Origin of the sequence: Paractinoplanes rishiriensis (genome assembly GCF_016862375.1) — a bacterium.
GTDB classification, from domain to species: domain Bacteria; phylum Actinomycetota; class Actinomycetes; order Mycobacteriales; family Micromonosporaceae; genus Actinoplanes; species Actinoplanes rishiriensis.
This window is the reverse complement of record NZ_BOMV01000069.1, coordinates 44,340-60,830: the sequence shown is the minus strand read 5'-3', so window position 1 is coordinate 60,830 and position 16,491 is coordinate 44,340. Positions and strand designations below refer to the sequence as shown.

Annotated in this window: 15 protein-coding genes; 9 read left to right on the top strand and 6 right to left on the bottom strand. The window is 71.8% G+C overall.

The features are described from left to right. Window positions 1-21 precede the first annotated feature (21 nt). Entirely contained in the window at window positions 22-618 is a 597-nt protein-coding gene (locus Ari01nite_RS32300) for a LysE/ArgO family amino acid transporter (RefSeq protein ID WP_203786021.1), read from the bottom strand. Window positions 619-689: 71 nt separating this feature from the next. Between Ari01nite_RS32300 and Ari01nite_RS32295 the strand changes: the two genes are divergently transcribed. Further along, window positions 690-1,523 (top strand): LysR family transcriptional regulator ArgP, encoded by an 834-nt coding sequence (locus tag Ari01nite_RS32295; RefSeq protein ID WP_203786020.1) that lies wholly within the window; start codon window positions 690-692, stop codon window positions 1,521-1,523. Between the two features lies 1 nt (window position 1,524). Here Ari01nite_RS32295 and dapD read toward each other — a convergent pair whose 3' ends face one another. Next, window positions 1,525-2,472: a 2,3,4,5-tetrahydropyridine-2,6-dicarboxylate N-succinyltransferase gene (dapD, locus tag Ari01nite_RS32290; protein ID WP_203786019.1), complete on the bottom strand. Its 948-nt coding sequence runs from the start codon at window positions 2,470-2,472 to the stop codon at window positions 1,525-1,527. A 75-nt stretch (window positions 2,473-2,547) separates the two neighbouring features. Between dapD and dapE the strand changes: the two genes are divergently transcribed. Then, window positions 2,548-3,618: a succinyl-diaminopimelate desuccinylase gene (dapE, locus tag Ari01nite_RS32285; RefSeq protein WP_203786018.1), complete on the top strand. Its 1,071-nt coding sequence runs from the start codon at window positions 2,548-2,550 to the stop codon at window positions 3,616-3,618. 1 nt (window position 3,619) lies between these two features. Here dapE and Ari01nite_RS32280 read toward each other — a convergent pair whose 3' ends face one another. Beyond that, entirely contained in the window at window positions 3,620-3,802 is a 183-nt protein-coding gene (locus Ari01nite_RS32280) for a hypothetical protein (protein ID WP_203786204.1), read from the bottom strand. A gap of 163 nt (window positions 3,803-3,965) precedes the next feature. On the opposite strand from Ari01nite_RS32280, the gene Ari01nite_RS32275 reads away from it, so the two are divergent. From Ari01nite_RS32275 to Ari01nite_RS32265, 3 genes are all read left to right on the top strand, one after another. Further along, the gene (locus Ari01nite_RS32275) at window positions 3,966-4,745 is read left to right on the top strand and encodes an LOG family protein (protein WP_203786017.1); all 780 of its coding nucleotides are present in this window, start codon (window positions 3,966-3,968) and stop codon (window positions 4,743-4,745) included. A 1-nt stretch (window position 4,746) separates the two neighbouring features. Beyond that, the gene (locus Ari01nite_RS32270) at window positions 4,747-5,292 is read left to right on the top strand and encodes an LOG family protein (RefSeq protein WP_203786016.1); all 546 of its coding nucleotides are present in this window, start codon (window positions 4,747-4,749) and stop codon (window positions 5,290-5,292) included. A gap of 354 nt (window positions 5,293-5,646) precedes the next feature. Then, window positions 5,647-6,669, top strand: a complete 1,023-nt coding sequence (locus Ari01nite_RS32265) for a LacI family DNA-binding transcriptional regulator (RefSeq protein WP_203786015.1) — start codon at window positions 5,647-5,649, stop codon at window positions 6,667-6,669. Window positions 6,670-6,716: 47 nt separating this feature from the next. Here Ari01nite_RS32265 and Ari01nite_RS32260 read toward each other — a convergent pair whose 3' ends face one another. Beyond that, a complete protein-coding gene (locus tag Ari01nite_RS32260) occupies window positions 6,717-7,424 on the bottom strand; it encodes an RNA-guided endonuclease InsQ/TnpB family protein (RefSeq protein WP_203786014.1) in 708 nt (235 codons plus the stop codon). A 153-nt stretch (window positions 7,425-7,577) separates the two neighbouring features. Here Ari01nite_RS32260 and Ari01nite_RS32255 point away from each other — a divergent pair, with 153 nt between their 5' ends. Continuing rightward, entirely contained in the window at window positions 7,578-11,129 is a 3,552-nt protein-coding gene (locus Ari01nite_RS32255) for an ATP-dependent helicase (protein WP_438872255.1), read from the top strand. Continuing rightward, complete coding sequence (locus Ari01nite_RS32250) at window positions 11,126-14,545, top strand: ATP-dependent helicase (protein ID WP_203786012.1); 3,420 nt, start codon at window positions 11,126-11,128, stop codon at window positions 14,543-14,545. Before Ari01nite_RS32255 ends, Ari01nite_RS32250 begins: the two co-directional genes overlap by 4 nt. Here the strand turns inward: Ari01nite_RS32250 and Ari01nite_RS32245 are convergent. Next, the gene (locus Ari01nite_RS32245) at window positions 14,504-14,920 is read right to left on the bottom strand and encodes a pilus assembly protein CpaE (protein WP_203786011.1); all 417 of its coding nucleotides are present in this window, start codon (window positions 14,918-14,920) and stop codon (window positions 14,504-14,506) included. The genes Ari01nite_RS32250 and Ari01nite_RS32245 overlap by 42 nt on opposite strands. A 222-nt stretch (window positions 14,921-15,142) precedes the next feature. Between Ari01nite_RS32245 and cspE the strand changes: the two genes are divergently transcribed. Further along, entirely contained in the window at window positions 15,143-15,346 is a 204-nt protein-coding gene (gene cspE, locus Ari01nite_RS32240) for a transcription antiterminator/RNA stability regulator CspE (protein WP_203724754.1), read from the top strand. Window positions 15,347-15,422: 76 nt separating this feature from the next. Here the strand turns inward: cspE and Ari01nite_RS32235 are convergent, their stop codons facing one another. Then, window positions 15,423-16,136 (bottom strand): lysophospholipid acyltransferase family protein, encoded by a 714-nt coding sequence (locus tag Ari01nite_RS32235; protein WP_203786010.1) that lies wholly within the window; start codon window positions 16,134-16,136, stop codon window positions 15,423-15,425. Between the two features lie 121 nt (window positions 16,137-16,257). On the opposite strand from Ari01nite_RS32235, the gene Ari01nite_RS32230 reads away from it, so the two are divergent. Continuing rightward, window positions 16,258-16,452, top strand: coding sequence for a hypothetical protein (locus Ari01nite_RS32230; RefSeq protein ID WP_203786009.1), 195 nt, complete (start codon window positions 16,258-16,260; stop codon window positions 16,450-16,452). Window positions 16,453-16,491: the final 39 nt, after the last annotated feature.

Genomic DNA, 16,491 nt, shown 5'->3' with positions numbered 1-16,491 from the left:
CCGTCTCGACCTGCTGGAGGGTCAAGCCACCACGAGTATGACGCCGATGGCCAGCATCACCGCCGCGATGAGGCCGTCCAGCACCCGCCACGCGGCCGGCCGGGCCAGCAGCGGAGCGAGCCGGTGCGCACCGGCGCCGAGAGCGGTGAACCAGGCCAGGCTAGCCGCCGCCGCGCCGATCCCGAAGACCCAGCGGTGCGCGTGCTGCTGCGCCACCGAGCCGAGCAGCAGCACGGTGTCCAGGTAGACGTGCGGGTTGAGAAACGTGAGGGCCAGGCAGGTGAGCAGGGTCGCGCGCGCCGTGGCGGGCGCACTCTCGGTGGGGCTCAGCGTGGTGGGGCGGATCGCGCGGCGAGCGGCCATGATCCCGTACGCGATCAGGAAGGCCGCGCCGAACCAGCGGATCGCGGTGACCGCGTCCGGCCGGGCCGTCACCATCGCGCCCAGGCCGCCGATCCCGGCCAGGATCAGCAGCAGGTCGGCGAGCGCGCAGGTGGCCACCACCACGACCACGTGCTCGCGGCGCAGCCCCTGGCGCAGCACGAATGCGTTCTGTGCCCCGATCGCGATGATCAGGACGGCGGACGCGGCGAAACCGGCGAGCGCGGAAATCAGCATGCCATCGACGCTAAGGAGCCCTCTCGTCGTACTCCAGCTAAAGATTTTGACGTTGCATTAGATTTCTTCAGGTGGATCAGGTACAGCTCGCGACCTTCCAGGCTGTGGTCGAGACCGGCAGCTTCGACGCGGCGGCCCGGGTGCTGCACGTCACGCCGTCCGCGGTGAGTCAGCGGATCAAGGCCCTGGAACGCGCGGTCGGCCAGGTGCTGGTGCGGCGGGCCCGGCCGTGCGTGGCCACCCCGGCGGGCGAGGCGCTGGTCCGGTTCGCCGGACAGGTGGCGCTGCTCGAACGCGAGGCGCTGGCCCAGGCCCGGGACGGCACCCGGCTGTCGATCGTGGTGAACGCGGACTCGCTGCTCACCTGGTTCCTGCCGGCGCTGGCTGCGGTGCCGGGGCCGGCCTACGAACTGCACACCGACGACCAGGACTACACGGCCGGCCTGCTGCGCTCGGGCACCGCGATGGCCGCGGTCACCGCCGATCACGTGGTGGTGCAGGGCTGCCGGCTGGAGCGGCTGGGCGCGATGCGGTACCTGGCTGTGGGTGCCGCGTCGTTGCCGGCCGATCTCGCGCTGTCGCCGATGGTCGTCTACAACCGCAAGGACCGGTTGCAGCACCGGTTCCTGGCGTCGGTGGAGCGGCGCGCGCTGGACCCGCCGGTCCACTACGTGCCGGCGGCCGCGGCGTTCGTCGAGGCGATCCGGCTCGGGTTGGGCTGGGGGATGGTGCCGGCGCAGATCGCCCGGCCGGGCCTAGCCGCCGGGCACTATGTCGAGATATTTTCGGATAAGCACCTGGATGTGCCGCTGTACTGGCAGTACTGGCGGATCGGGTCGGAGGTGCTCGACGAGCTGACCGCTGCCGTCAAAGCGGCCGCGGCCCGGGCGCTGATCCAGCCCTGATCTAGTCGTTGGCGTGCAGGATGGCGTTCAGCTCGATGCCGGTGCCCTTGCGCGGGCGGGCCTCCAGCGCGCCGGTCACCGAATTGCGCCAGAACAGCAGGCCGTTGACCCCGGACAGCTCGCGGGCCTTGACCACCTGGCCGTCCGGCAGGGTGAGCTTCGAGCCGGCCGTGATGTAGCAGCCGGCCTCGACCACGCAGTCGTCGCCGAGCGAGATGCCGATGCCCGCGTTGGCGCCGAGCAGGCTGCGCTCGCCGATCCGGACCTTGTCCTTACCGCCGCCGGAGAGCGTGCCCATGATGGACGCGCCCGCGCCGACGTCCGAGCTGTCGCCGACCACCACGCCCTGCACGATGCGGCCCTCCACCATCGAGGTGCCCAGCGTGCCGGCGTTGAAGTTGATGAAGCCCTCGTGCATGACCGTGGTGCCGGCGGCCAGGTGGGCGCCCAGCCGCACCCGGTCGGCGTCGGCGATCCGCACGCCGCCGGGCACCACGTAGTCGGTCATCCGGGGGAACTTGTCGACGCCGTACACGCTCAGGTGGCGGCCGGCGGCCCGCTCCAGCAGCCGCAACTCGTCGACCCGGTCCGGCGGGCAGGGGCCGGCCGAGGTCCAGGCGACGTTCGCGAGCGTGCCGAAGATGCCCTCGAGGTTGATCGAGTTGGGCACGACCAGACGGTGCGAGAGCAGATGCAGGCGCAGGTACGCGTCCGCGCCGTCCTTGATCGGGTCGGCCAGCGACCCGACCGTGGTGCGAACCTCGACGGTGGACAGCCCGGCCAGCGCCTTGGGCCCGGTCAGCCCGGCGGGCAGCACCGGCGCCTCGGCGGGTGGCGCACCCAGACCCAGGAAGCCGTCCGGATACCAGGTGTCGAGCACCTGCCCGTCGGCCGTGACGGTGGCGATGCCGATGCCCCAGGCGGGCGAGGTCGAGAGCGCAGTTTCCACAGCCGCACCCTACTAAAAGCCACCCCGGCAGCGAGCACTGAGGGTGATTCACCATCGGCCGGTATGGTGCCGCCTATGGCGAACCCGCTGACCCCGGACGTGCTGGTAGACCCGGTCGTGCTGACCCGCGCCCTGGTCGACGTCCCGTCCGTTTCCCGCGCCGAGAAGGCGATCGCCGACTGGGTGACGGAGGTGCTCGCGCAGCAGCCGCACCTGCGTGTCGACCGGCTGGGCAACACCGTGATGGCCCGCACCGACCAGGGCCGGGCGCGCCGGGTGGTGCTGGCCGGCCACCTGGACACCGTGCCGGTCCACGACAACCTGCCGTCCACCGTCGTGGACGACCTGATCTACGGCTGTGGCTCCGCCGACATGAAATCCGGCGTCGCCCTGGCCCTGCACCTGGCCACCACGCTGCCCGACCCGGCGCACGACGTCACCTATCTCTTCTACGAGGCGGAGGAGATCGAGTCCCGCTACAACGGGCTCGGCCTGGTCGCCGAGCAGCATCCCGAGTGGCTGCGGGCCGACTTCGCGGTGCTGCTCGAACCGACCTACGGCGTGGTCGAGGCGGGGTGCCAGGGCACGATGCAGGCGACCGTGCGCACGAGTGGCCGGCGGGCGCACACCGCCCGCGCCTGGCGCGGGGTCAACGCGATCCACGCGGCGGGTGCGGTGCTGCGGCGACTCGAGGACTATCGACCACGCACGGTCACCATCGATGGCTGTACGTATCGGGAGGGGCTCAACGCGGTCGGTGTCGCCGGTGGGGTGGCCGGCAACGTGGTGCCGGACGAGTGCACGGTCCAGGTCAACCTGCGGTTCGCCCCGGATCGCGACGAGAAGCAGGCCGCCGAGCACCTGCGCGAGGTCTTCGACGGCTTCGGCGTCGAGGTGACCGACTCGGCCGCCGGCGCGCTGCCCGGGCTGACCGCGCCGCCGGCCCGCGAGTTCCTGGCCGTGGTCGGCGCCGAACCGGTCGCGAAGCTCGGCTGGACGGACGTGGCCCGGTTTGCGGCGCTCGGCATTCCGGCCCTCAACTACGGGCCGGGTGATCCGCTGCTGGCGCACGCGCCGGAGGAGCACGTGGAGATCGGCAAGATCCGGGACGGCGCCGCGACCCTGCACCGCTGGCTGGCCGCCTAGCTCAGGCGGGATTCACCGTCACCCGGCCGATGGCGCGCAGCGCCTGCGGCGGGATCTCGATCGTGGTTTCATCGTCGATGACCGGCGTGCGGCTGCCGAGCGCCATCCGGCGTTCCTCGACCACCAACCGGATGCGCCGCTGCATACGGCGCTGCATCTTCATCCGCTCGTATCGGTTCGTCACGGTTGCTCCCTTGCGCCGTGCCGTCGATTTCGTAACTGTACAGACGCTTCAGAGCTACCGTCCGTTGCTTCAATCTGGCAAAAAGGCCGCCTAGCCGCAATCCTCTTACCGAAACCCACCCGGTTATTCACCGGGTACTGACCGTCCGCACTACCTTTGTGGCATGACGGACGGCACCAACGGGCGACGGCGAGCCGAGCCGGAGCGTCATCGCGGCGCGGTGACTCTGCGCCGCGAATCGATTCCCTCCAGCACCGCCGACGAGAAACTGCTCGACTCGCATCACCGGCGCGAGTGGAAGACCAAGGACGCCTGGCGCTCGCTGCGCATCCTTTCCGAGTTCGTGGAGGGCTTCGACAGCCTGGCCGACCTGCCGCCCGCGGTGAGCGTGTTCGGCTCGGCCCGCAGCAAGCCTGAGAGCGCCGAGTGTGAGATGGCCGCCGACCTGGGTGCGGCCCTCGCCGAGGCGGGCTACGCGGTGATCACCGGGGGCGGGCCCGGGGTGATGGAGGCGGCCAACCGGGGCGCCACCGAGGCCGGCGGGATGTCCGTGGGCCTCGGCATCGAGCTGCCTTTCGAGCAGGGCCTCAACGACTGGGTCGACATCGGCATCGACTTCCGCTACTTCTTCGTCCGCAAGACCATGTTCGTGAAGTACGCCCAGGCGTTCGTGGTCCTGCCCGGCGGCTTCGGCACGCTGGACGAGCTGTTCGAGGCGATCACCCTGGTGCAGACCAAGAAGGTCACCCGGTTCCCGGTGATCCTGATGGGCTCGGAGTACTGGGCCGGCCTGCTCGACTGGATCAAGAAGGTCCTGCTCGAGGACGGCAAGATAAACGAGGCCGACCTGGAGTTGATCCAGGTCACCGACGATGTGGACGAGGCGGTGCAGATCATCGTGGACGCTGACGCGGCGCTGGCCGAGACCCACGGGCAGCGGTGACGTGGCCGCGATCTGCGTCTTCTGCGCCTCGTCCAGCACCCTCGACCAGAAGTGGCTCGACCTGGCCGCCCGCGCCGGCGCCGAACTGGCCGCCCGCGGGCACAGCCTGGTCTCCGGCGGCGGCTGCGTCGGCATGATGGGCGCGGTGGCCGACGGCGCCCGGTCCGGCGGCGCGCACACCCTCGGCGTCATCCCGCAGTCCCTGGTGGACCTCGAGGTGGCCGACCTCGCCGCGGACGAGCTGATCATCACGTCCGACATGGGCACCCGGAAGAACCTGATGATCGAACGGTCGGACGCGTTCCTCACCCTGCCCGGCGGGCTCGGCACGCTCGACGAGCTGTTCGAGGTCTGGACCACCGCCACCCTCGACCTGCACCGCAAGCCGATCGTGCTGGTCGACCCGGACGGCTTCTACGACGGCCTGCTCACCTGGCTCGACCAGCTGGCCGGCACGGAGTTCGTCCGGACGGCCGCCCTCGCCCGGGTGACCCTCGCGAAATCCGTACCGGCCGCCCTCGACCTCATCGAGGAGACGCTGTCCTGACCGGGCGCCTCTGACCGCGTCACGCCGGGTGGGTGTCACCACACCCACCCGGCGTGACCAGGGCCCCGGCGAGCCCGCTGGACGGCTGGGGGCGCGCCGGGGCGTGCTCTCACCGGACACGCTCGGTGCGCTCGCGCCAGCCCTCCGGCGGGGTTGCAAATCGCCGGGGCGCGTCTGTCCGTGGACCCTGCCGGACCGGTGCGATGCGGCGCTGCCGGCCCGACAGGGAGCTAGATGGGTTTAGCTTCGACCCTGCTCCGCGGGGTGCGGGGCGTCAAGTGATGTCGATCAGTAATCGGGTAGTCACGTTTTGCGCATGCTGACTCGCTGCCGATCACGTGGAACACTTCGTTCATGGCGCCGCAACGCGCGACCCTGCTGCAGGTCGCCCAGCGGGCCGGCGTGTCCCGCAGCACGGCCTCCTTCGTCCTGGCAGGACGCCACCTGGACATGAGGATCTCCGAAGACGCCCGGCAACGGGTGCTCCGGGCGGCCCAGGAGCTGGACTACCGGCCCAACCTGATGGCCCGCAGCCTGCGCACCAAGGTCACCCGGACGATCGCGCTGCTCTCCGACACGATCGCCTCGGACCCGTACGCCGGCGGCGCCATCCACGGCAGCCTCGCCGCGGCCGTGGCCCGCGGGCACCTGCTGTTCATCGGCGAGACCGAGGGCGACCCGGTCGTCGAGGAGAAGCTGATCTCGGACTTCCTGGACCGGCAGGTCGACGCGTTCCTCTACGCGAGCATGTTCACCAGGTACGTGCGACTGCCCAAGCTGCTGCGCGGCCGCCCGGTGGTGCTGCTCAACTGCCTCACCCGTGCGGCCAAGCCGGCCCAGCACGCGGTGGTCCCGGACGAGTTGGCGGCCGGCTTCAGCGCGGCGCGCACGCTGCTCGAGGCCGGTCACCGCCAGGGCATCCACCTGGTCGGCAACACCGGCGGCGGGGTCTTCGCCAGCCGCGAGCGCCTGGCCGGCATCAGGGAGGGGCTGGGCGAGGCCGGGGTACGCCTGGCGGGTGTCATCGACTGCGACTGGTGGCCCGACTCGGCGTACGAGGCGGTCCGCCGCGCCCTGGCCGAGGGGCTCGTCCCCAAGGCCCTGATCTGCCTGAACGACCGGGTGGCGCTGGGCACCTATCAGGCCCTGCGCGAGGCCGGCCGGGTCATTCCCCGGGATGTCTCGGTGCTGTCCTTCGACGACTCCGAGCTGGCCGCCTGGCTGCGCCCGCCGCTGACCAGCATCTCGCTGCCGCACTACCAGCTCGGCTGGGAGGCGGTCGAGAAGCTGCTGGGCCCGCCCAGCGACCCTGTGGTCACCCGCCTGCCGATGCCGGTGCGGCTGCGCGCATCGATCGCCAAGCCTGCCGTCGAATAACGTCGTACCCCCGTGGTTACCTTGTTGCCTTGACTTCCTCCCCACGCCTAAAGGCGTGGGATTCCAACCTTCGCGGGTTGGGGTTCCTGTTTCACGGCCGACTGCGAAAGGGCGGGCCCTTGCCGTCTGACATCAGCTCCACAGGCATTGCCCGGTGTGCGGGCTACGGCTCGACCAGCCGCAATGATGTTCTTGGCGGCGTTGTGGTCCCGGTCGTGCCGAGTGCCGCATCCGGGACACGTCCAGTGAGATGTCCCGAGAGAGACCGCGGCGAGCAGGTGCCCGCACGCCGAGCAAGTTTTGGAGCTGGGCAGCCAGCGGTCCACGACGACCAGGGTGCGTCCGGCGTGCTCGGCCTTGTATTCGAGCTGGCGACGGAACTCGCCCCACCCGCAGTCCGAGCTGGCTTGGGCGAGTCGCCGCTGGTAGCGGGCGAGGTTGCGGGCCTGGCGTTCCAGGTGCCGTGGGTTGACGATCCGCTGTCCGGTGGACAGGACGGCGAAGTTCTCGACGGACGCGGACTGCCGGCCGGTGCGGGACTTGAACCGCGGGTACCGGGCGCGTCCGGCGAAGAAGGTCGCGAAAGAGGCGTGCTGGTGGCGCAGCGTCCGCTGCAACGGGACCGACGACACCTCGGACAAAAACGCCAGCTCGACGGTCTGCTTCCACGCGGTCAGCGCCGCGTCGGTCTGCTTGTACGACGTCGCGGCCTGCGCGGGGGTCGGGTAGGCCCGACACTTGTATGCCGTCCGCACACCCGAAAATCTTACCGAGGGCCACGCGATGTGTAAGCACGACATTCACGCTTGTCCGCCATCCCTCCCCACGGCTGAAGCCGGGGGCTTCCCGGCGGGCCTTCGGTGAGTACGCCGGCCCCTTCCCCAGCGGCGCGCCGCCCGGCGTATCGATTGGTGCGCAACCCCCCGGCGGCCCGCCCCGCGCTGCTCAACGACCCGTTGCAGGGTCACGTGGTCGCCCACACCGACGGCCCGCTGCTGGTGGTCGGCGGCCCCGGCACCGGCAAGACCACGGTCCTGGTCGAGTCCGTTGCCGCCCGGATAGCCGAGGGCGTCGACCCGGAACGCATCCTGGTGCTCACGTTCGGCCGCCGGGGCGCCCTGGCTCTGCGCGACCGCATCGAGGCCCGCGTCGCCGGCGACCCCGGCCGCATCGTCCACGAGCCCCTGGTGCGCACCTTCCACGCGTACGCCTTCGCCCTGCTCCGCCGGGCCGCCGCCGAACGCGGCGAGCCCTCACCCCGCCTGCTCACCGGCCCCGAGCAGGATCTGATCATCCGCGAGCTCCTCGAGGTGGTCGGCGACCCCGACGCCCCCGACGAGATCGGCTGGCCCGAGGGCCTGCGCCCCGCCCTGCCCACCAAGGCGTTCGCCCAGCAGCTCCGCGACCTCATGCAACGAGCCGCCGAACGCGGCGTGACCCCCGCCGAGCTGGCCCGCCTCGGCGAACGCCTGGGCCGCGACGACTGGCCCGCGGCGGCCCGCTTCCTGCGCCAATACGTCGCCGTCCTGGCCCTGCGCGACGTGACCACCAGGGGCTCGGCGGCCTACGACCCGGCCGAGTTGGTCCGCGCCGCCACCGGCCTGCTCTCCGACGACCCCGAGCTGCTGGCAGCCGAACGCAACCGTCTCGCCCACGTCTACGTCGACGAACTGGCCGACACCGACCCCGCCCAGATTGAGCTCCTGTCCCTGGTGGCAGGCGGTGGCAAACCGTTGGTGGCGTTCGCCGACCCCGACTCCTCCGTCTTCGGCTTCCGCGGCGCCGACCCGTCCGCGGTCCCCGACTTCCCGCTGAAGTTCCGCACCGCTTCGGGCGCCGTAGCCGAATCCATCACCCTCCACACCAACTACCGAGCGGCCCCACCCCTGCTCACCGCAACGTCCCGAGTGGCCCGCCGCATGCGGGGCCCCGTGACCCACCGCCCCATGCACCCACCCACCCCCACCACGCCCGACGACGCCCCACCCCCGCCCGCCGCATCCGCACCCCATTCCGCCGAGGGTGACGGGGCCGTCGTGCGGACATTTCGGTCGGGGACCGCGGAGACCGCATATGTGGCGCACGCTCTCCGGGAAGCGCACCTGCTGCACGGGGTGCCGTGGTCACGGATGGCGGTGGTGCTGCGTTCCACCTCCTTGCAGCTGCCATCCATGCAGCGCGCTCTGGCCGCCGCGGGCGTGCCGACCGTGACGCACGCCGAAGATCTGCCGCTGCACCTTCAGCCGGCGGTGGCGCCGTTCCTGCTTTTGCTGCGGTGTGCGCTCGACCCCGACGCGCTGGACGAGGAGGCGGCGGTCGCGCTGCTGCATTCGTCGCTCGGTGGGGCCGACCCGCTGGCCGAGCGGCGGTTGCGGCAGGGGCTTCGGGCTCTCGCGCTGGCGGCGGGTGACCGGCGGCCGTCGGGGGAGTTGCTGGTCGACGCGGTTCGTGATCCGGCGGGTCTCGACCTGGTGGAGCGGCGGTGGGCAGTTCCGGCGCAGACCGTGGCGCGGCTGCTGGCAACCGCGCGGGCGGCCGCGGCGGCGCCTGGTGCCACGGCCGAGCAGGTGTTGTGGACGGTCTGGCGGGAGAGCGGCCTGGCCGAACGGTGGTATGCGATGAGCACCCGGTCCGGGCCCACCGACGATCCCGACGTGGGGCGGGCGCGGCAGTGGCGGGCCGAGGCGGCCGATCGTGACCTGGATTCCATGGTGGTGCTGTTCGACGCGGCGGCGCGCTTCGTGGACCGGCTGCCGGGCGCGCGCACCGAGGTCTTCCTCGACCACGTCCTGGGCCAGGACCTGCCGGCCGACTCGATCGCGCCGAGCGCCGACCGGGGCGAGGCGGTACGGCTGCTCACCGCGCACGCCGCCAAGGGCCTCGAGTGGGACGTGGTGGTGCTGGCCGGGGTCCAGGAGGGCATCTGGCCCGACCTGCGCCTGCGCGGCAGCCTGCTCGGTTCCGAACGCCTGGTCGACGTGCTCGCCGGCCGCGCCGCCTCGGGCCCGGCCGCGGTGGTCGGCGAGACCTCCGCGCTGCTCGACGAGGAACGCCGCCTGTTCTACGTGGCCACCACCCGAGCCCGCCGCAAACTCGTGGTCACCGCCGTGGCCTCGGCCGGCGTCGGCGGCACTGACGGCGAGGAACAGCCCAGTCGCTTCCTCACCGAACTCGCCCACACCATCCCCGGCCCCTCCACCGGCCCCGACGCACCACCCCCCGACCCGGAAACCCCACCCGACCCTTGGGACACCGGCCCACCCGGCCCATCCGACGGCCCCACCGGTCCACCCGCCGACCCCGACAGCCCCACCGGTCCACCCGACGGCCCCACCGGGGCCAAGTCCGGAAAACCTGATGAATCGGAACCTGGGGAGGTTGTCGACGAGGCCGAGATCGACGAGCCCGGGGACGATCAGGCTGCGGCCGATCCGGGCGCGGGGGAGCCGGCCGGCCATGACGAGGAGCTGATCGTCGGGCGGGCGCCCCGGGCACTCACGCTCGCCGCGCTGGTGGCCGAGCTTCGTGCCGTCGTGGTGGGGGTCAACGAGACGCCCGGCCGGCGGCGCGCCGCGGCCGCTGAGCTCGCCCGGCTGGCGGTGGCCGGCGTGCCCGGCGCTCATCCGGACGAGTGGTGGGGGCTTCGGCCGCTCTCCGACGACCGGCCGCTGGTCGACGAGGGGGAGGCCGTCAAGGTCACACCCTCCTCGATGGAGAGTGCGTTGCGGTGCAGTCTTCGCTGGCTGCTGGAGCGGCACGGGGGCGCCGCACCGCCGGGGCCCGCGCAGGGGGTCGGCAACCTGGTGCACGCCGCCGCCATGCTCGCCGAGGATGCCAACGCCGATCGGGAGAAGCTGGTCGAGTATGTGTCCGCCCGTTTTGACGCCATCGAGCTGGCTGCTCGCTGGCTCGCCGGGCCGGAGCAGGAGCGGGCTCAGGGCATGGTGGACAAGCTGCTGCGCTGGCTGGCCGTCAACCCGCGGCGGCTGCTGGCCATCGAGCACGAGTTCACCGTGCGGCTCGAGGATGAGCGGCGGCCGATTCAGCTCACCGGGCGGGTGGACCGGCTCGAGATCGACGACGAGGGGCGGCTCGTGGTGATCGACCTCAAGACCGGCAAGACGACCGCGGTGGCGGCCGCCGATCTGGATGAGCATGCCCAGCTGGCCGGTTATCAGGCCGCGGTGGAGGCCGGCGCCTTCCGGGACTACGGTGCCGAGAGCGGCGGCGCGGCTCTGGTGCAGCTCGGGCCCGGCAAGGAGGCCCGGGAGCAGATGCAGGTGGCGCTCGCCGAGGCGACCGATCCGCAATGGGCGTACGCCATGGTGAAGCGCACCGCCGAGACGATGGCCGCCGCCACCTTTTCGGCCGTGGCCAACAGCCGGTGCCGGGTCTGCCCGGTGCGGACCAGCTGCCCGATCTCGGGCAAGGGGCGACAGGTAGTAGAAGTAACGCAGTGACACAGCCCAGCCTCTTCGCCGACGAACCGGCGGCGCCGCGCCGCCGTGCCGACTCGGGACCGCGCTTCACGCCGGCCGAGCTGGCCCGGTTGTTGCGCCTTCATCCGCCCACGCCGGAGCAGGTGGCGATCATCTCGGCGCCGGTGGAGCCGCTGCTGGTGGTGGCCGGCGCGGGATCGGGCAAGACCGAGACGATGGCGTCCCGGGTGGTCTGGCTGGTCGCGAACGGGTATGCGCACCCGGACGAGATCCTCGGCCTAACGTTCACCCGGAAGGCCGCGGGAGAGTTGGCGCACCGGGTGCGTACCCGGCTCGGGCAGTTGGTCCGGCGCCTCGGGCGGGACGACGCCTTCGCCGGCGAGGCCACCATCTCCACCTATCACTCGTACGCGGCCCGGGTCGTCACCGAGCACGGCCTGCGCGCCGGCTACGAACCGTCCGCCCGGCTGCTCACCGAGGCCGCCCGCTGGCAGATCGTCGACTCGCTGGTCCGCTCGTACACCGGCGAAATGACGGGTCTGAACCGGGCGCCCGGCACCGTCACCGACGACGTGCTGGCCCTCGCCGCCGAACTCGCCGAGCACCTGGTCACCCCGGACGCGCTGGCCGCCTGGACCGGACGGTTCTTCGCCGAGGTGCAGGAACTGCCGGGCCGGGTCTACAAGGACGTGGCCGACATGCTGCAGAGGCAGCGCCAGCGGCTCACCCTGCTGCCCCTGGTGCGGCTCTACGACCAGCGCAAACTCGACCTCGAGGCGATGGATTTCGGCGACCAGATGGCCCGCGCGGCGCGGGTGGCCCGGGACCACCCGGAGGTCGGCGAGATCGAGCGTGGCCGGTTCAAGATCGTCCTGCTGGACGAATACCAGGACACCAGCCACGCCCAGGTGACCATGCTGAACGCGCTGTTCGGCGGCGGGCACCCGGTCACCGCGGTGGGCGACCCCTGCCAGTCGATCTATGGCTGGCGCGGGGCTTCGGCCGGCACGCTCGACCGGTTCCCGGCCGAGTTCACCGGGCCGCGCGGCGCCGACGCCTGGGTGCTCAACCTGACCCGCAGCTGGCGCAACCGGCCCGAGATCCTCCAGGTGGCCAACGAATTGTCCGGTCCGCTGCGGGCCGCCGGCGCCCGGGTGGCCGAGTTGGTTCCGGCCCGCCGGGTGGCCGGCAGCGTGGGCGGCCGCACGGTGACCTGCGCCCTGCTGCCCACCTTCGCGGACGAGGCCGGGTGGATCGCCGACTCGATGCTGACCGCCTGGCGGATCGCGGCCGGCCTGCCCGACACTCCCGCCGAGCAGATCCCGCTCGAGAAACGGCCGACCAGCGCCGTTCTGGTGCGGGTGCGCAGCCAGATCCCGGCGATCGAGGAGGCGTTGCGGGCTCGCGGCCTGCCGGTCGAGGTGGTCGGCCTGGGCGGCCTCCTGGACACCCCGGAGGTACGCGACGTCGTCTGCACGCTGCGGGTGCTGGCCGACCCGACCGACGGCGCCTCGCTGCTGCGCCTGCTCACCGGTGCCCGCTGGCGGATCGGCCCGCGCGACCTGGTGGCCCTGCACCGCCGGGCCCGCGGACTGGCCGCGGCCCGGGCCGCGGTGTCTGGCGGCCGCGACCCCGAGGAGGTGGTGGGCGACCGCCTCGACGACGCCACCCTGGTCGAGGCGATGGCCGACCTGGGCGCACCGCAGCAGTACTCGGCCGAGGGCTATCTGCGCCTGCGCGCGTACAGCCGCGAATTGAGCGCCCTCCGGCAGCGCCTCGACCAGCCCCTGCCCGACCTGGTCGCGGACATCGAACGCACCACCGGCCTGGACGTCGAGGTGGCGGTGCGCGGCTGGCATGCCGGCGACGCCGGGCTGGCCCGCGGTCACCTGGACGCACTCGGCGACGTGGCGGCGCGCTATGCGGCCGAGACCGACGGCAGCACCCTGGCCGGCTTTCTCGCCTTCCTGGCCGCCGCCGAGGAGGAGGAACGCGGCCTCGAACCGGGCCAGGTCGACGTCGTCGAGGGCGCGGTGCAGATCCTGACCGCGCACGCCGCCAAGGGCCTGGAGTGGGACGTGGTCTCGGTGGCCGGTCTCTGCAAGGGCGTCTGGCCCGGTGTCATCCGCGGGTCCGACCACTACCTGATGGGCATCGGCGTGCTGCCGTTCCCGCTGCGCGGCGACGCCGACGGCCTGCCCCGGTTCGACCTGTCCGAGGCGGTGGACCAGAAGGACGCGGTGGCCGCGCTGTCCGCGTTCACCCGGGCCTGGCGGGAGCACGACGAACGCGAGGAACGCCGGCTCGCCTACGTGGCCGTGACCCGGCCCCGGCGGCTGCTGCTGGCCTCGGGTTACTGGTGGGGCGACGGCGTGAAGCGGCCGCGCGGCGCCTCGGTCTTCCTCGACGAGATCCGGGCCACCTGCGCGGAGGGCGCCGGCGTGGTCGACGTGTGGACGCCCGAGCCGGCGCCGGACGCCACCAACCCGTCGGCCGAGGCGGTGGTGACCGCCGAGTGGCCGTCCGACCCGCTGGGCCTGCGCCGCCCGGCGATGGCGGCGGCCGCCGACCTGATCCGGCGGATGATCGCCGACCCGGACGCGTCGGCCGCCGAGGCGTTCGCCGATCTCGCTGCCCGCAATCCCGAAGTGGCCGCCCGGGCGGGGCTGGCGGCCGACTTGATTGGCATACCGCAAGAAGAGGCGGATGTCGCAGATCCGGATATAGCGCGCTGGCGTCGCGAGGCCGGCCTGTTGCTCGCGGAACGGGACGAACGGTCCCGGCGGGACGGCCCGCTCGAGGTGGCACTGCCCGCCCATCTGTCGGTTTCTCAGCTGGTGGTACTCCGGCGCGACCCGCAGGCGCTGGCCCGCTCGCTGCGCCGCCCGCTGCCGCCGCGGCCGGCCCCGTACGCCCGCCGGGGCACCGCGTTCCACGCCTGGCTGGAGCAGCGGTTCGGCTCGGCCCGGCTGATCGACATCGACGAGCTGCCCGGTGCCGCGGACGACGACGCGGCCGTCGACGAGGAGCTGACCGCCCTGCAGGAGGCCTTCCTGACCGGGGAGTGGGCCGACCGTACTCCGATCGAGGTGGAGGTGCCGTTCGCGACCTCGGTGGGCGGCGTGGTGATCCGGGGGCGGATGGATGCCGTCTTCGCCGAGCCGGGCAACCGGTTCGACGTGATCGACTGGAAGACCGGCCGCCGTCCCACCGGTGCCGCCGCCGAGGCCGCCGCGGTGCAGCTGGCCGCCTACCGGGTCGCCTGGGCGTCGCTGGCCGGCGTTCCGGTGAACCGGGTCCGGGCCGGTTTTCACTACGTCAAAGACCAGGTCACCGTACGCCCGGCCGACCTGCTCGACGAGTCCGAACTGGCCGCCCTGGTGGAGGCGGTTCCGCTACTCGCCGGTCACCCCGGCGGCGGCCAGCAGGTGCAGTAACGCCGTCGCGTACGTCTCCTCGGCGGAGGCCGCGGCGAACACCCGTTCCTCGCCCAGCAGGTCGATCCGCACCTCGAACCCGGTCGTCCCGCGCCGCAGCTCGCGGAACGTGCCGCCGAGCAGTTCCCGCAGCTGGTCCTCGCGGGGCAGCCAGACGGTTTCGTCGATCTCCACGTCGTCCAGCGCCCACTCGGTGGTGCCGTTGAAACCGATCACCCGGCCCTCCGGCACCGTGTGCACCTCGACGGTCATGTTGCTGAGGACAAAGACCTCTTCGTCGAGGTCACGGTCGGGGATGGCGAACCGGTCACCGAGCGCCGGCTTCCACGCCAGCCCGGCCGTTTTCAACCGCTGCGCAAGTTGTACGTCGATCACCGGCAAGCCACCTTTCCCGTGCTACGCTCCGAGCGTTGTCAGTTTGGTTCCCAAGTACTTAGGAGCGCCTGTGGGGAAGTCTGCCCAGGCGCTCTTTGTCGTAACCCGGGTTGCTCCGGTACGGGCGATCAGTACGGCGACACGAGACCCGGGAAATTCGGGTCTTACCACCTCGCTCCCGTCCATAATGGTCGGGAGCGATCGACCGTCGAGGAGACGATGATGGTTACCGGCGTTGTGAAGTGGTTCAACGCGGACAAGGGCTTCGGGTTCATCACCCCCGACGACGGCGGCGCCGACGTCTTTGCCCACTTCTCCGCTATCCAGATGTCGGGCTACCGCAGCCTGGACGAGAATCAGCGAGTCGAGTTCGAGGTGACGCAGGGCCAGAAGGGCCCGCAGGCCGCGAACATCCGCGCGATCTGATCTCGGACCAACCCGCGGTCTGAACAACTCGGCGCCGCATCCCAGGCCGGGGTGCGGCGCCGACGTGCGCCAACGGTCAGACAGCTGCGGCCTCCGGTAGCGGCGCCGTGCCACCCAGGTGTGCGGGCAGCCACCAGCGGTCGTCCGGGCCGGCGGGCTGGTCCGGGTATGCCTGTTGCGCGGCGTCCAGCAGGCCGCTGAGCCGTTCCTTGAGGGTTGCCGAGATGGCGTCGGGGGAGACGCCCTTGGGGATCTCGATCGCCTCGCCGACCTTGATCAGCACCGGGACGTGCCGCTTGGTCAGCTCCTTGGGGCGGCCCTTGGTCCACAACCGGTGCGGACCCCACACCACCATCGGGATGAGCGGCACCTTGCCGGTGCGGGCCAGCCGGACGGCACCCGACTTGAGTTCCTTGACCGTGAACGACTCGCTGATCGTCGCCTCGGGGAAGACGCCGACCACCTCGCCGTCCTTGAGCGCCGTGGTGGCCTCGCGGAACGAGGCGGCACCGGCGTCCCGGTCGACCGGGATGTGCCGCATGCCGCGCATCAGCGGGCCGCTGATGCGATGGTCGAAGACCGCCTTCTTGGCCATGAAGCGCACCAGTCGCTTGGCCGGCTGGGCCGCCAGCCCGCAGAAGATGAAGTCCAGGTAGCTCACGTGGTTACTCGCCAGCACCGCGCCGCCCTCGCGCGGGATGTGCTCGGCGCCGTCGACCTCGATCTTGAGATCGAGCACGCGGAACATCGTCTTGGCTAAGGCGATGACCGGGGGATACACGAGTTCCATGGAGAGACGGTAGCCGAACTCACTGAAGATCGGCTGGGTTGGGGTGCAACCTGATCGCCGTGGGTGGCGTCTTATAGATGACCGCTGTCGCACGCCGACGCCTCGGCCCGGGAGGACTGCCATGAGCAACAAGCCCGCCCGCCGGGAGTTGGGGTTCGTGCTCGCGGTCGCCTGCGCCGGCTTGGTCGCCGTCCTGGTGGTCGCGTTCGCACCATGGTATCCGGCCGAGCACGCTCCGTCCGCCGGCAGCGGAATCGAGCAGCAGATCGTCCGACTTATCGGCGGCGGCGACGGGAGCACCACACTGACTCGGTGAACCTTCCAACCGCCCCGCCCGCCACCCTCGAGACGTCTG

Coding starts and splice junctions, on each gene's coding strand:
- Ari01nite_RS32300 (WP_203786021.1), bottom strand. CDS start 618: ATGCTGATTTCCGCGCTCGCCGGTTTCGCCGCGTCCGCCGTCCTGATC.
- dapE (WP_203786018.1), top strand. CDS start 2,548: ATGGCGAACCCGCTGACCCCGGACGTGCTGGTAGACCCGGTCGTGCTG.
- Ari01nite_RS32275 (WP_203786017.1), top strand. CDS start 3,966: ATGACGGACGGCACCAACGGGCGACGGCGAGCCGAGCCGGAGCGTCAT.
- Ari01nite_RS32265 (WP_203786015.1), top strand. CDS start 5,647: ATGGCGCCGCAACGCGCGACCCTGCTGCAGGTCGCCCAGCGGGCCGGC.
- cspE (WP_203724754.1), top strand. CDS start 15,143: ATGGTTACCGGCGTTGTGAAGTGGTTCAACGCGGACAAGGGCTTCGGG.
- Ari01nite_RS32235 (WP_203786010.1), bottom strand. CDS start 16,136: ATGGAACTCGTGTATCCCCCGGTCATCGCCTTAGCCAAGACGATGTTC.
- Ari01nite_RS32230 (WP_203786009.1), top strand. CDS start 16,258: ATGAGCAACAAGCCCGCCCGCCGGGAGTTGGGGTTCGTGCTCGCGGTC.